Annotated in this window: 11 protein-coding genes and 1 pseudogene; 8 read left to right on the forward strand and 4 right to left on the reverse strand. The window is 68.2% G+C overall.

Annotated elements, in window-relative coordinates; all coding sequences use genetic code 11:
• Positions 1 to 8 precede the first annotated feature (8 nt).
• The gene (locus D3A59_RS06270; protein ID WP_119154046.1) at positions 9 to 1,115 is read left to right on the forward strand and encodes an oxidoreductase; all 1,107 of its coding nucleotides are present in this window, start codon (positions 9 to 11) and stop codon (positions 1,113 to 1,115) included.
• 81 nt (positions 1,116 to 1,196) lie between these two features.
• Here the strand turns inward: D3A59_RS06270 and cydB are convergent, their stop codons facing one another.
• Entirely contained in the window at positions 1,197 to 2,213 is a 1,017-nt protein-coding gene (gene cydB / locus D3A59_RS06275; protein WP_119154047.1) for a cytochrome d ubiquinol oxidase subunit II, read from the reverse strand.
• Positions 2,210 to 3,604: a cytochrome ubiquinol oxidase subunit I gene (locus D3A59_RS06280; protein WP_119154048.1), complete on the reverse strand. Its 1,395-nt coding sequence runs from the start codon at positions 3,602 to 3,604 to the stop codon at positions 2,210 to 2,212. The genes cydB and D3A59_RS06280 overlap by 4 nt, the downstream gene beginning before the upstream one ends.
• A 312-nt stretch (positions 3,605 to 3,916) precedes the next feature.
• Here D3A59_RS06280 and D3A59_RS06285 point away from each other — a divergent pair, with 312 nt between their 5' ends.
• From D3A59_RS06285 to D3A59_RS06310, 6 genes and pseudogenes are all read left to right on the forward strand, one after another.
• Positions 3,917 to 4,489: a DNA-3-methyladenine glycosylase gene (locus tag D3A59_RS06285; protein WP_119154049.1), complete on the forward strand. Its 573-nt coding sequence runs from the start codon at positions 3,917 to 3,919 to the stop codon at positions 4,487 to 4,489.
• 539 nt (positions 4,490 to 5,028) lie between these two features.
• Positions 5,029 to 5,949 carry a PGN_0703 family putative restriction endonuclease gene (locus D3A59_RS06290; protein ID WP_157991414.1) on the forward strand — a complete coding sequence of 307 codons (921 nt, stop codon included), beginning with the start codon at positions 5,029 to 5,031 and terminating at the stop codon, positions 5,947 to 5,949.
• Positions 5,950 to 6,292: 343 nt separating this feature from the next.
• Positions 6,293 to 7,387, forward strand: a complete 1,095-nt coding sequence (locus D3A59_RS06295; RefSeq protein ID WP_119154051.1) for a hypothetical protein — start codon at positions 6,293 to 6,295, stop codon at positions 7,385 to 7,387.
• A gap of 46 nt (positions 7,388 to 7,433) precedes the next feature.
• Positions 7,434 to 7,784 carry a patatin-like phospholipase family protein gene (locus D3A59_RS06300; RefSeq protein WP_119154052.1) on the forward strand — a complete coding sequence of 117 codons (351 nt, stop codon included), beginning with the start codon at positions 7,434 to 7,436 and terminating at the stop codon, positions 7,782 to 7,784.
• 12 nt (positions 7,785 to 7,796) lie between these two features.
• Positions 7,797 to 8,739 (forward strand): annotated as a pseudogene (locus D3A59_RS06305) (IS5 family transposase).
• A 108-nt stretch (positions 8,740 to 8,847) separates the two neighbouring features.
• Positions 8,848 to 9,549 (forward strand): alpha/beta hydrolase, encoded by a 702-nt coding sequence (locus tag D3A59_RS06310; protein WP_336470407.1) that lies wholly within the window; start codon positions 8,848 to 8,850, stop codon positions 9,547 to 9,549.
• Positions 9,550 to 9,654: 105 nt separating this feature from the next.
• On the opposite strand, the gene D3A59_RS06315 is transcribed toward D3A59_RS06310, so the two are convergent.
• Complete coding sequence (locus D3A59_RS06315; RefSeq protein ID WP_205665129.1) at positions 9,655 to 11,064, reverse strand: sigma-54 interaction domain-containing protein; 1,410 nt, start codon at positions 11,062 to 11,064, stop codon at positions 9,655 to 9,657.
• 193 nt (positions 11,065 to 11,257) lie between these two features.
• On the reverse strand, positions 11,258 to 11,530 hold the full coding sequence (locus D3A59_RS06320) for a hypothetical protein (protein WP_119154054.1): 273 nt from the start codon (positions 11,528 to 11,530) through the stop codon (positions 11,258 to 11,260).
• 164 nt (positions 11,531 to 11,694) lie between these two features.
• Here D3A59_RS06320 and D3A59_RS06325 point away from each other — a divergent pair, with 164 nt between their 5' ends.
• The gene (locus tag D3A59_RS06325; RefSeq protein ID WP_119154055.1) at positions 11,695 to 12,546 is read left to right on the forward strand and encodes an endonuclease/exonuclease/phosphatase family protein; all 852 of its coding nucleotides are present in this window, start codon (positions 11,695 to 11,697) and stop codon (positions 12,544 to 12,546) included.
• Positions 12,547 to 12,560: the final 14 nt, after the last annotated feature.

Below are 12,560 nucleotides of genomic sequence, written 5' to 3' on the forward strand. Positions count from 1 at the left end.
AGACCGACATGAGCACGGACCCGAACCTGAACACCGATCTCCTCTACCAGCCGATCACGCTCGGCGCGGTGCGGCTCGACAACCGCATCGCGGTCGCGCCGATGACGCGCACCAGCGCCCACCCGGACGGCCGCGCCACCGACGAGATGGCGCGCTACTACGAGCGCTTCGCCGAGGGCGGCTTCGCGCTGCTGATCACCGAGGGCACCTACCCGGACGAGGCCTGGAGCCAGGGCTACCTGGACCAGCCCGGCATCGCCAACGACGAGCAGGCCGCCGCCTGGCGCCCGGTGGTCGAGCGCGTGCACGGCGCGGGCGCGCGCATCGTGATGCAGCTGATGCACGCGGGCGCGCAGACGCAGGGCAACCGTTTCAAGACCGACACGGTCGGGCCCTCGGCGGTCGCGCCGCGCGGCGAGCAGCTCGGCATCTACCGCGGCAGCGGCCCCTTCCCGACGCCGCGCGCGATGTCGGCGCAGGAGATCCGCGAGGTGATCGCGCTGTTCTCGCGCGCGGCCGAGCGCGCCCGCGACGCCGGCTTCGACGGCGTCGAGGTGCACGGCGCCAACGGCTACCTGCTCGACCAGTTCCTCACCGACTACATGAACGTGCGCACCGACGACTACGGTGGCTCCACCGGGAACCGCGTGCGGCTCGCCGCCGAGGTCTGCGCCGCGGTGCGCCGTGCCGTCGGCCCCGACTTCGTCGTCGGCGTGCGCGTCTCGCAGGGCAAGGTCTCGGACTACACGTACAAGTGGGCCGGCCGCGAGGACGACGCGCGCATCATCTTCGGCGCGCTGGCGCAGGCCGGGGTGGACTACATCCACACCACCGAGCACCACGCCAGCGAGCCCGCGTGGGAGGGCGGGCAGTCGCTCGCGCACTACGCGAAGCAGTTCGGCGGCGGCGTGCCGGTGATGGCCAACGGCGGCCTCGGCAGCCCGAAGATCGCGGTGCGGCTGCTCGAGTCGGGCTGCGCCGACCTCGTGTCGATCGGCAAGTCCGCGCTCGCCAACCGCGCCTGGCCGAAGCAGGTGCGCGAGCGCCGCCCGCTCGAGAACTTTGACGCGCAGCTGCTGCAGCCGCTCGCGAACGTCAAGGACGTGGAGCTCTGAGCGCCGCCGGGGCCCGCGCCCGGCCCCGTCTCCTGCATGCACGAGGTGCGACCGCAGGGCGCCACCGCGCCCCGCGCGGCTTCAGTGGTAGCCCTCGGCGTGCGGTCCCACCTTGGCGCGGAAGACCCAGAACACGCCGACCGTGTAGGCGAGGATCAGCGGCAGCAGGATCGCCGCGCCGATCAGGAAGAACATCTGCGACGAGGGGTGCGCGGCGCCCTCCCACAGCGTGACGGTGGGCGGCACGATGTAGGGCGCGTTCGACATCACCAGCCCGAAGAAGGCGAGCAGGAAGATCAGCACCGCCGACACGAAGGGCAGCAGCGTGCGGCCGCGGCGGATGCTGCGCCAGCACAACCAGGCCAGCAGCAGCGTCGCCAGCGGCACCTGCGACAGGAAGTAGAAGTTCGGCACGCTGAACCAGCGCTCGGCGATGCGCGGGATCTGCAGCGGCGTCCACACGCTCACCACCCCGATGAAGAACAGCAGCGCGAAGAGCAGCGGCGTCGCCAGCCGCCGCGCGTGCTCCGCGACGTCGCCCGTGGTCTTGAGCATCAGCCAGGTCGCGCCGAGCAGCCCGTAGCCCACCACCAGCGCCAGCCCGCACACCAGGCTGAAGGGCGTGAGCCAGTCGAAGGAGCCGCCGGCGTACTGGCCATTCTCGATGCGGATCTCCTGCAGCAGCGCGCCGAGCACCAGTCCCTGCGCGAAGGCCGCGAGGATCGAGCCGACCGTGAACGACCAGTCCCACTTGCGCTCGCGCGGCTTGGCCACCCAGCGGAACTCGAAGGCCACGCCGCGGAAGATCAGCGCCAGCAGCATGATCAGCACCGGCAGGTAGACCGCCGGCATGATCAGCGCGAAGGCGAAGGGAAACCCCGCCCACAGCGTGATGCCGCCGTAGACCAGCCAGGTCTCGTTGCCGTCCCAGAAGGGGGCGACCGAGTTCATCGCCTGGTCGCGCTCGACCTCGGTCTTGAAGAAGGGGAAGAGGATGCCGATGCCGAGGTCGAAGCCGTCGAGCACCACGTAGAGCACGACGGCGACCGCGAGCACCAGGATCAGCAGGATCGGCAGCGTGTAGGAAACGTCGCTCATGTCGGGTCTCCGGTCGTCTCCTGGGCAGCCGACAGCGGCCGGTTCGGCAGGGCCTCGGTGTCCTTCTTCGGGTACTTCGGCCCCTTCTTCAGCAGGCGGTAGATGTAGAGGATGCCCACCGAGAACACGACGCAGTAGACCAGCACGAACAGTGCCAGCGAGGTCGCGACGGTGCCGGCGGAGATCGGCGAGATGGCGTCGCGGGTGCGCAGCACCCCGTAGACGATCCAGGGCTGGCGCCCGACCTCGGTGACGATCCAGCCGGCGATGATGGCGATGAAGCCGAGCGGCCAGAACTGTCCCACCGCCTTCAGGTACCAGCGCGTCGTGAAGAGCTTGCCGCGCCACCACAGGAAGGCGCCGGTGAAGCCGGTGGCGATCAGCAGCAGCCCGATGCCCACCATGATGCGGAAGCTGAAGAACACCGGCGCCACCGGCGGGCGCTCGTCGCGCGGGAAGTCGCGCAGCCCCTTGAACAGCCCTTCCCACTCGTGCGTGATGATGAGCGCGCCGAGATTGGGGATGCCGATCTGCATGCGGTTGCGCTCGGCCTCCTCGTCGGGCCAGGCGAACAGGATCAGGTCGGCGGGCTCGTTGCCCTCCCAGTGCGCCTCGATCGCCGCGACCTTGGCGGGCTGGTGCTGCTGCGTGTTGAGGCCGTGCAGGTCGCCGACGATCAGCTGCGCCGGCGCGAGCAGCGCCAGCATGCCGAGCCCCATGTGCACCATCGTGCGCGCCTCGCGCTCGAATACGCCCGCCAGCACGTAACGCGCACCGGTCGCCAGCACCACCAGCGAGGTGGTGAGGTAGGTGGCGATCATCATGTGCGTGAAGCGGTAGGGGAAGCTCGGGTTGAAGATGATCTCGTACCAGCTCACCGGGTAGGTGATGCCGTCGCGCAGCTCGAAGCCCGCCGGCGTGTGCATCCAGCTGTTGGCCGCGAGGATCCAGAAGCCCGAGATCGCGGTGCCGAGCGCGACCATGATGGAGGCCAGCGTGTGCAGCCACGGCGGCACGCGGTTCCAGCCGAACAGCATCAGGCCGAGGAAGCTCGCCTCGAGGAAGAAGGCGGTCAGCACCTCGTAGCTGAACAGCGGCCCGATCGTGTTGCCGACCACCTGCGCGAAGCGGCTCCAGTTGGTGCCGATCTGGTACTCCATCACGATGCCCGAGACCACGCCCATCGCGAAGGACACCGCGAAGACCTTGGTCCAGAAGCGCGCGAGCGTGTGGTAGTGCTGCTCGCCGGTGCGCAGCCAGATCACCTCCAGCGTCGCGATGAAGGCCGACAGCCCGATCGAGAAGGCCGGGAAGATGATGTGGAAGGCGACGGTGAATCCGAACTGGATGCGCGCGAAGAGCGCGGCCTCGATGCCGGCGAAGGTGTCCATCACGTTCCTCTTGCTCGGGTGGGATGCGAAAGGGCCGCCAGCCTCGCCCGCCGCGCGGGCGCACAGGGCACGGGTCCGCGGGCGCGGCCCGGCCGCGAGGGATGTGAAAGCCTCGCTTCAGCGTGGCAGGAAATGCATGGACGGAAGCGGTGCGGCATTCGGACCCCGGTGCGACGAGCTCGACACCGGCAGACGGGAGCATTTTTCCTGCCCGCTACGGGCGGCGACGCGACGTTCCCGCCCCGCCGGACGCGGACCGCCGCTTGCCTGCGATGCGGTGTCCGCCTCGCCCGGGGAGCCACCCCGCCGTCCATGAAGCCATCGCCGACGACCACCGCACTCGACTTCTCCGCGCCGTCCTGGGAGGTGGCTCGCCGCCTGATCGGGGCGACGCTGCTGGTGGACGGCGTGGGCGGGCGCATCGTCGAGACCGAGGCCTACGACCGCGAGGACCCGGCCTCGCACAGCCATGCGGGGCCGACGCCGCGCAACGCCTCGATGTTCGGCCCGCCGGGGCATGCCTACGTCTACCGCTCCTACGGCATCCACTGGTGCCTGAACCTGGTCTGCCGCGAGGAGGGACATGGCGCCGGGGTGCTGATCCGCGCGCTCGAGCCCACGCAGGGGCTGGACGCCATGCGCGCGCGACGCGGCGTCGAGGACCCGCGGCTGCTGTGCTCGGGCCCGGGTCGGCTGGGACAGGCGCTTGCCATCACGCGCGCGCACGACGGCCTGCCGCTGGACCGCCCGCCCTTCCTCGTGCTGCCGGCCGAGACGCCCGCCGACGTCGTCGTCGGCCCGCGCATCGGCATCTCGAAGGCGGTGGACCTGCCGTGGAGATTCGGGCTCGCGGGCTCGAGGTTCGTGAGCCGGGCGTTTCGCTGAGACCGGGGGAGGATGGCCGGGCAGGCGCGCCGGGCGCCGCCTGCCGGGGACGCTCATTCGCCGCCGGGTCATTTGACGTCGGCGCGAGGCGCATCGTCATTTCATTACGCAAATGCCGAGGCCAAGCCAGAACAGAAGACATGAATACCCATGCCGACAGCAATTGATGTGCGACGACAAAACAGAACAAGGATGCCGCTTAGTAATCAACACGCCACGCTTACCCGCCCTTTGCCGCGCCCCAAGGCGGGAAGGCCGGCCCGATGCAGGCAAGACAAGGTCGGAGTTGCCAAGACAGGATCCCGGGGAGCCGGGTGTGTTAGGCTGCAAAAGCATTCTCGCCAGAAATCAAAAGGGTTGCACTCGGGTCTCCGGCCCAGACGTCCATCCGGTGCAGAATGCTGAAGCTCTGGCGGTTTCCCATTTTCGCGAGCAAAGCGTGAATTCGGTCGACCTATCCGGGCACACCGTGCCAAGGTCTTGCGCGTCACCGAACCGAATCCTGCCTCCTCACAAAACACCAATCGACGAGTTTCCCCATGAATCTCAAAGAAATTATCGGCGCAATTTCCACCTCCGACACCGCCAGAATCAAGAGAGCCAGAATCCACCAAGGATGGTGGCGAGCCTTCGTCCTGAAACAGGATCCCGGGAAACATCCACGTGACAAGGCAGCCACGATATGCAGCACGCTGCCCGATCAAACCGCAGGCACCTGCAACTTCATCACGGAAGAAATCGGAAGACTCGCCGAAAGCACGGCGCTAGAACACAACAACTTTAAGAACTCGGCCGGAATCATGGAGATCAATCGCCTTAAAACCAACCTCCTTTCCAGCCAACCGCTGTGCTTCAATTTCTTCGGCCTTCTGGCACTCGACCACGAACTCGGACTAAGAACTGCGCAACATTTCTTCCCGGAAATAACCGGATTCTCGGGGGTCAGGTTCGAGTATGCACCATCACCAAGGCAGATCTACACCAACGACAATTCGGCGTTCGACGTTGCCCTCGAGGTCTCCATTGAGGATGAACGCGGCTTGATTGGGATTGAGTGCAAATACACCGAACCATTTTCCCCGGAAGAATACCGGTCGCCTCGGTACGAAGAAATATACAACTCCAGCAGCAACTTCATCGCGAGCTATGATGTTCTGACACAAAGCAAGTTCAACCAACTCTTCAGGAATCAGCTGATAGCCGAGTCGCTGCTGCAAGCCGGCGACTATCAGTTCACCAGAACAGCTCTTTTTTGCTCCCCTGAGGACGTGGAAGCAAAAAATACCGGCACGGCGTTCGGATCAATGATAAAGAGCGGCTTCAAGATCATCGATTTCTTCGAGTACATCACCGCCTTGCAGAAAATGGACCTCGATCCGTCTCAGCGCAAAAACACAATGATGCTGTGGGCCAGATACATGGCACACGAACTGAGTCAGGCAGCATCGACGGAATATTAAGACGAACACGGGTTTTCAAATGACCAAGGCCACCCGTGGTGCCTTCCGCAGTCGACTCGGACCGGACCAGGAGGGACAGCACGCTTGAAAATGGCGGGCTCCCTCGCCGGACATGCCCCGTGTGGCGCCCCTGTCATCTCGGCGAGGTCATCGCCGACGCCGGCATTGGCCGCCCGCCTCCCCAGGGAAGTGAAACGGTGAAGCCCGCAACCCGGGTATGCCACCTGCGGCAGCCACTGCCGCAATGCCTACAAGGCTGCGCCGGCTCGACCGGACTGCAGACATCTCAGTTGCCAGGCAAGCGAAAGAACACGCCTCATCCCAGTCCGAACGGAATCCCGACATGTCCTTGCTCCATGCTCTTCGCCTGAAGCCCTACTCGACGGCGATCGGCATCCACGTCTCGCCGCAGGCAGCCGGCTTCCTGGATCGCCTGTCGTCGCGGCAGTACCTGCAGGCCGACGTCGAAGTCCAGGCGGCCGCCCCGGTGGTCCGGGACGAGATCGTGCAGGGGCTGGCCGCGTCGGAGAAGGGACTCTACCTGGCCGTCGAGTGGGTCAAGCACAACGCCTTGTCGCCCTACCCGAACCTGTGCCTCGGCGCCTGCCTGATGGTGCGGGCCTTCAGGAACCCCCACCTCCTGGACGAAATCGCATCGGCCGACACCTTGCCGAAGCCGGCGCACGATTCGCTGAAGAAATCCCGCGACGCCTTCGCGCGGGCGATGCTGCGCGGCCCGGAGCTTCCCGATCCCCATGCCTGGATGGTCTGGCTCGAGTTGCTCGCCCGGGCGCCCAAGGAAGAGCTTTACAGGCAGTATGCAGCTGCCGTTTCCAAGGATTATCTGCACTGGCCCGCGCACCGGAACTACTTCTTCACGACGACGGAACGCCACGGAGGAAGCAGGGACGAGATGCTTTCCTTCGTCCGCGAGGCCACCACGCACACGCCGCCCGGCGCACCCATCCACATCCTCACGGCCTGCGCCCACAACGAGCTCTTCCACTCCGCCGCCCGGAAGTCCGGCCTCAAGCCGGCCGGCGCGCTCATGAAGCGCAAGGATTTCGCGGCCTCGGTCTCGAACGCATTCCGCCTCTGGCTCGCCGGCCCGCCCGAGAAAGCCGCGAGCCTGGTCAAGCAACACAGCGAAAACGTGGCGTTCTACGGGCTCAACCAGTTCGCGGCAGCCGCCTACCTTGCCGGCGCCATCCCGGAGGCGCGGTTCGCGATCGAGGCCCTGGAGGGCCGGATCGACCGCTTCCCCTGGGCCTGGATGGCGCAGGATTCCAGGGAATCCGCGAATCCGGCCTTTGCCTTCGACCGCATCTGCCGGGAGCTGGACATCGACCCGCGGAAATACCTGAACCGTCGCCCGCGGACCGATCCTGCGGCCAAAGCGGCCCGCTCCCCCGGGAGCCGCAATTGGGCCGGCAGATGATCCGGTCCGCCGCTGACAGAAGGACTCTCACCGGAAAGGTTCGCCCATGAAGAAGATTCTCAGCATCGACGGCGGCGGAATACGCGGCCTCATTCCAGCGCTCGTGCTCGCGGAGATCGAAAGCAGGTTGAACCGGCGCGCCGCCGAATGCTTCGACCTGATCGCCGGCACCTCCACCGGCGGCATCCTGGCGCTCGGCCTCGCGAAGGACGACGGCCGGGGCAAGCCGCAGTACGCCGCGAGCGAGCTCGCGAAGATCTATCACGAGCATGGACCGGAGATCTTCTCCAGGTCGCTCATGAGAAAGATCCTCACCCTCGACGGGATGATCAACGAGATGTACAGCCGGCTTTGTTGCACAAATGGCAGCGAGGGCGCCGGGCGGGGCGTGGCTTGACAGCGAGAGGGCGTGACGAAGCAAGACGACAAGGCGGCGCGCCGCTACAAGACAACGAACTGGGCTCAGTACAACGCGGCGCTGAAGGCGCGGGGCTCGCTGCTGGTGTGGCTCGACCGGGACATGCAGTGGCTGGCCGAGCCGTCGGGCAAGCGAGGGCGTAGCCGAACGTTCTCGGAGGCGGCCATCCAGTTCTGCCTGAGCGTGAAGTGCCTGTTCGGCCTGGCGCTGCGTCAGAGCATCGGCATGGTGAGCAGCCTGCTCAAACTCGCGGGCCTGGACAGGCCTGGACTGGCCGGTGCCGGACTTCAGCACGCTGAGCCGGCGACAGAAGGACCTGCAGGTCCAAATCGGCTACCGGGCCAGTCCGGCGTTGCACCTGCTGGTGGACAGCACCGGCGTGAAGATGCTCGGCGAGGGGGAATGGAAGCGCAAGAAACACGGAGCCGACTACGCCCGGCGCTGGCTGAAGGTACATATGGGCATCGATGCGCAGACCCTGGAGATCCGCGCCATCGAGGTCACAGACAGCTCGGCGGGAGACGCGCCGATGCTGCCCGCGCTGCTGCAGCAGATCGACGGAGCCATTACCAGTGTCAGCGGCGACGGCGCCTACGACACACGCGGCTGCCATGAAGCGATTGCGCAGCGCCAGGCCGCAGCCGTGATCCCCACGCGCAGTAACGCGCGGTTGTGGAAGAAGCTGACGGCGGGTGCACTGGCCCGCAACGAGACGATGCGCGCGATCCAGCGCCTGGGGCGCAGCATCTGGAAAACCTGGAGCGGCTACCACCGCCGCAGCCTCGTGGAGACCAAGATGCGCTGCCTCAAGTTGCTGGGCGAGCGCGTCATGGCCCGAACCTTCGATCGCCAGGTGGCCGAGTTGCAGGTGCGCGCCGCACTGCTCAACCGCTTCACCCAGCTCGGCCGGCCGAAAACGGTGGTCGTGGCATAACTCCGTCCGGGGTCAGGGGAATCTCGCTCTCAATCTATTTGCGCAACAAAGCCGGTCAAGCCCAACCTGATCGCCTTCCTGCCCGAGAAGCCCAACGGCACCGCGCTGATCGCCGCGCCCGGCGGTGCCTACCTGCGCGAGGTGCTCGACAAGGAGGCGGTGGAGGTCGCGCGGCTCTATGCGCAGCAGGGCATCACGGTGTTCGTCCTGACCTACCGGCTCCCCGGGGAAGGTCACGAGAACGGCAAGGACGTGACCCTGCAGGACGCGCAACGCGCGGTCCGCGTGGTCCGCGCCCATGCGAAGGAATGGGGTCTGGACGAGAACCGCATCGGCTTCATGGGCTTCTCCGCCGGCGGGCACATGGCCTCGATGCTGGGCGCGAAGTTCGCGCAGGAGGTCTACAGGCCACAGGATGCCGCGGACCGGCTCAGCGCCCGGCCCGATTACCTGATGCTGCTCTACCCGGTGGTGTCGATGCAGGACGGCGTGACCCACGCCGACACGAAGAAGGCCCTGCTCGGCAGCAACCCGGGCAAGGCGCTGGAGGATCAGTATTCGGCCGACCTGCACGTCACCCGCAGTGCCCCGCCGACCCTCCTCATCCTCGCGGACGACGACACGGACGTGGTGCCCGAGAACTCGATCCGTTATTACCAGGCGCTCAAGCGTGCCGGCGTCCCTGCCGAGATGCATATCTTCGCGCAGGGAAAACATGGCTTCGCCGTGAAATTCACGAAGGGCCTGCCGGTCGCGGTCTGGCCGGAAACCGGGCTGTCCTGGATGAAGGCCGTCAAGATGATGCGGTGATTGCCGAGGCGCCCCCCGGTGGTTCCGCGGCCGGTCCGGACGGCTCGGGGGCATTCGCTTTCGTTCGGCGAGGCGGGGGCGGCGCGGGTTTGCGCCGTCGAAACCTCAAGCCCTGAACGCGGCCAGCTTCTCGTAGAGCGTCGCGCGCGAGATGCCGAGCAACCGGGCCGCGGCCAGCTTGTTGCCGCCGGTGACGCGCAGCGCCGCGTCGATCGACTCCCGCTCCAGTTCCGCGATCGCCTCGGGCAGCGGGCGCAACGGCCGGGCGGTTGCGCACTGGCCCTGCGGCGCTGCGGCGGGCGGCTCGGGCTCGGCTTGCGGCGGCCGCGTCCGCTCGTCGGCCTCCGGCAGCACCGCGGCGAAATGCTCGGCGCCCAGGCGCAGCTCGTCCGTCAGCATCGACGCCTGCTCCAGCACGTTGCGCAGCTCGCGGATGTTGCCGCGCCAAGGATGGCGGCGCAGCACCCGCAGGGCCTCGGGCGTGACCTCGCGGTGCGGCATGCCGCTGCGGCGCGCGATGTCGTCCTCGAGCGCCTCGACGAGCACGTCGAGGTCGGCGAGCCGCTCGCGCAGCGCCGGCAGCCGGATCGGCACGACGTTGAGCCGGTAGTACAGGTCCTCGCGGAAGCGGCCCTCGGCGACGAGCCGCGGCAGGTCGCAGCTCGTCGCGGCGATCACGCGCACGTCGGCCTTGATGACCTGGTTGGAGCCGAGCGGCTCGAACTCCTGCTCCTGCAGCACGCGCAGGAGCTTCGCCTGCATCGCCAGCGGCATGTCGCCGATCTCGTCGAGGAAGAGCGTGCCGCCGTCGGCGAGCCGGAGCTTGCCGTCGCGGCCGCGCCGCTCGGCGCCGGTGTAGGCGCCGGGCGCGACGCCGAAGAACTCGGCCTCCAGCAGCGTGTCGGGCACCGCGGCGATGTTGACGCCGACGAAGGCCCGCGCCGCGCGCGGCGACGCGGCGTGGATCGCGTGCGCGAGCAGCTCCTTGCCGGTGCCGGTCTCGCCGAGCAGCAGCACGGTGCTGTCGGTCTGCGCGACGCGCCGCGCCTGGCGCTTGACCTCCAGCACCTGCGGGCTCGAGCCGATGATGCTCGCGAAGGTGTGCTTCGGGCGGCGCTGCGCGGCGAGTTGCTGGCGCGCGTCGTCGAGCTCGCGCTGCAGCCGCGCGAACTTCTTCATCAGCGGCTGCATCGTGCTCTCGGGATGCGCCATCAGCACCAGGCCGAGCGCGCCGATCACCTCGCCCGCCTCGTCGCGCAGCGGGATGCGGCTGACGAGGAAGGTGCCGGCGCGGTTGGTCAGCAGGTCGACGAGGATCGCCCGCCCGGTCTCGATCACGTCGCGCATCAGCGTGTTGGGCACCACCTCGTCGATCGAGTGGCCGACGAAGTCGCATTCGCGCTCGAAGCCGAGCGCGGGCAGGAAGCGCTTGTAGCCGTCGCTGATCCACACCACGCATCCGGCCCGGTCCACCACCAGCATGCCCTCGGCGGTCTCGGCGAAGAGCTGGAACATCGAGCGTGCGGTGAGCTCGAGCACGCTGCGCGCGTCGCGCGGCAGGTCCGGCGCACGCACGAAATCGTCGAGGAGGGGGGTCTCGGCTTGCACGCAACGATGGTATCGCCGACCCACCACCGCATGAAACCAGCAGGCACGCTTGTTACAGGGCCTCCGGCATCGGGACCGGGCGCGCGGAAGGGCCGGTCGTCTACGGGGCGGGCGGCGGCAGGCGCCGCGCCTTCCTGCGGGACTGGCACTGCCAGTAGCCGGCAGCCATCGGGCTGTCGGCCGGCACCAGCCGCTTCTCGCCGCAGGCGGCGCAGCGCGGCCGCTCCCAGGCCTGCGACAGCGGCAGCCCGTAGTGGCCGCAGGCGGCGCACACCAGCGTTTTCGGCCGCCCGTCCTTCGGCGTCCAGAAGAGGGCCCAGCTCACGGCACCCGACATGCCGAGCCTGGCCAGATCGTCCAGCCCATCCTGCATGCAAGCCTCGTTCGGTTAGCTTCGTAAGCGAACGATAGCGAATCGCGGCCCGTCGGCGAACGGGAAGTCGCGCCTCGTCCCCCATCCGGTGGGGGAGGGCGGAAGCGCACGGGAGGCGGCCCGCCTGTGGCGGCGGGGGCGTCGGCGGTGCACACTCGGCGTCCATGAAGCTCATGACTTGGAACATCCAGTGGGCGCGCGGCGCGGACGGCCGGGTCGATCCGGCACGCATCGTCGCCGAGGCGCGCCGCATCGCGGACTTCGACCTGCTCTGCCTGCAGGAGGTCTCGGCCGGCTACCCGGAGCTGCCCGGCAGTGACGGCGCCGACCAGTTCGCCGCGTTCGCGGCGCTGCTGCCCGGCTACGCCGCGGTGGAGGGCGTCGCGGTCGACACCCTGCATCCGGGCGGGGGGCGGCGGCGCTTCGGCAACATGATCCTGTCGCGCCTGCCGGTGCTGCAGGTGCTGCGCCACCACCTGCCCTGGCCGGCCGACCCCGGCGTGCGGAGCATGGCGCGCCTCGCGCTCGAGGCGACCGTGGACTCGCCCTTCGGGCCGCTGCGCGTGACGACCACGCACCTGGAGTATTTCTCGGCCCGGCAGCGCCTGGCGCAGACGCTGCGCCTGCGCGAGCTGCACCGCGAGGCCGTGGCCCAGGCGCGCAGCGCGCGTCCCGGCAGTGCCGCCGAGGGCCCGTTCGAGCCGGTGCCGCGCGGCCTGCCCTGCGTGCTCGCGGGCGACTTCAACTTCCGCCCCGACGCGCCGGAGCGCGGCCGGCTGCTGCAGCCCTTCGACGACGGCACGCCGCGCCTGCACGACGCCTGGGAGCTGCGCCATGGCGATCGCGCGCATGCGCCGACCGTCGGGCTGCACGACAAGGCGCAGTGGCCGGGCGAGCCCTTCGCCTGCGACTTCGTGTTCGTCAGCGAGGACCTGGCGCCGCGCGTGCGCGGGCTGAGCGTGGACGACGCGAGCCGGGCCTCGGACCACCAGCCGCTGCTGCTCGAGCTCGGCTGAGCCGGGCCTCCGGG

The organism is Caldimonas tepidiphila, from assembly GCF_003569765.1.
Taxonomy (GTDB): domain Bacteria; phylum Pseudomonadota; class Gammaproteobacteria; order Burkholderiales; family Burkholderiaceae_C; genus Caldimonas; species Caldimonas tepidiphila.

What these genes read in the sequence shown, in the direction of transcription:
- D3A59_RS06280 (WP_119154048.1), bottom strand. Translation starts at nt 3,604, where the DNA reads ATGGACACCTTCGCCGGCATCGAGGCCGCGCTCTTCGCGCGCATCCAG.
- D3A59_RS06290 (WP_157991414.1), top strand. Translation starts at nt 5,029, where the DNA reads ATGAATCTCAAAGAAATTATCGGCGCAATTTCCACCTCCGACACCGCC.
- D3A59_RS06325 (WP_119154055.1), top strand. Translation starts at nt 11,695, where the DNA reads ATGAAGCTCATGACTTGGAACATCCAGTGGGCGCGCGGCGCGGACGGC.
- D3A59_RS06295 (WP_119154051.1), top strand. Translation starts at nt 6,293, where the DNA reads ATGTCCTTGCTCCATGCTCTTCGCCTGAAGCCCTACTCGACGGCGATC.
- D3A59_RS06320 (WP_119154054.1), bottom strand. Translation starts at nt 11,530, where the DNA reads ATGCAGGATGGGCTGGACGATCTGGCCAGGCTCGGCATGTCGGGTGCC.
- D3A59_RS06270 (WP_119154046.1), top strand. Translation starts at nt 9, where the DNA reads ATGAGCACGGACCCGAACCTGAACACCGATCTCCTCTACCAGCCGATC.
- D3A59_RS06300 (WP_119154052.1), top strand. Translation starts at nt 7,434, where the DNA reads ATGAAGAAGATTCTCAGCATCGACGGCGGCGGAATACGCGGCCTCATT.
- D3A59_RS06285 (WP_119154049.1), top strand. Translation starts at nt 3,917, where the DNA reads ATGAAGCCATCGCCGACGACCACCGCACTCGACTTCTCCGCGCCGTCC.
- cydB (WP_119154047.1), bottom strand. Translation starts at nt 2,213, where the DNA reads ATGAGCGACGTTTCCTACACGCTGCCGATCCTGCTGATCCTGGTGCTC.
- D3A59_RS06315 (WP_205665129.1), bottom strand. Translation starts at nt 11,064, where the DNA reads ATGTTCCAGCTCTTCGCCGAGACCGCCGAGGGCATGCTGGTGGTGGAC.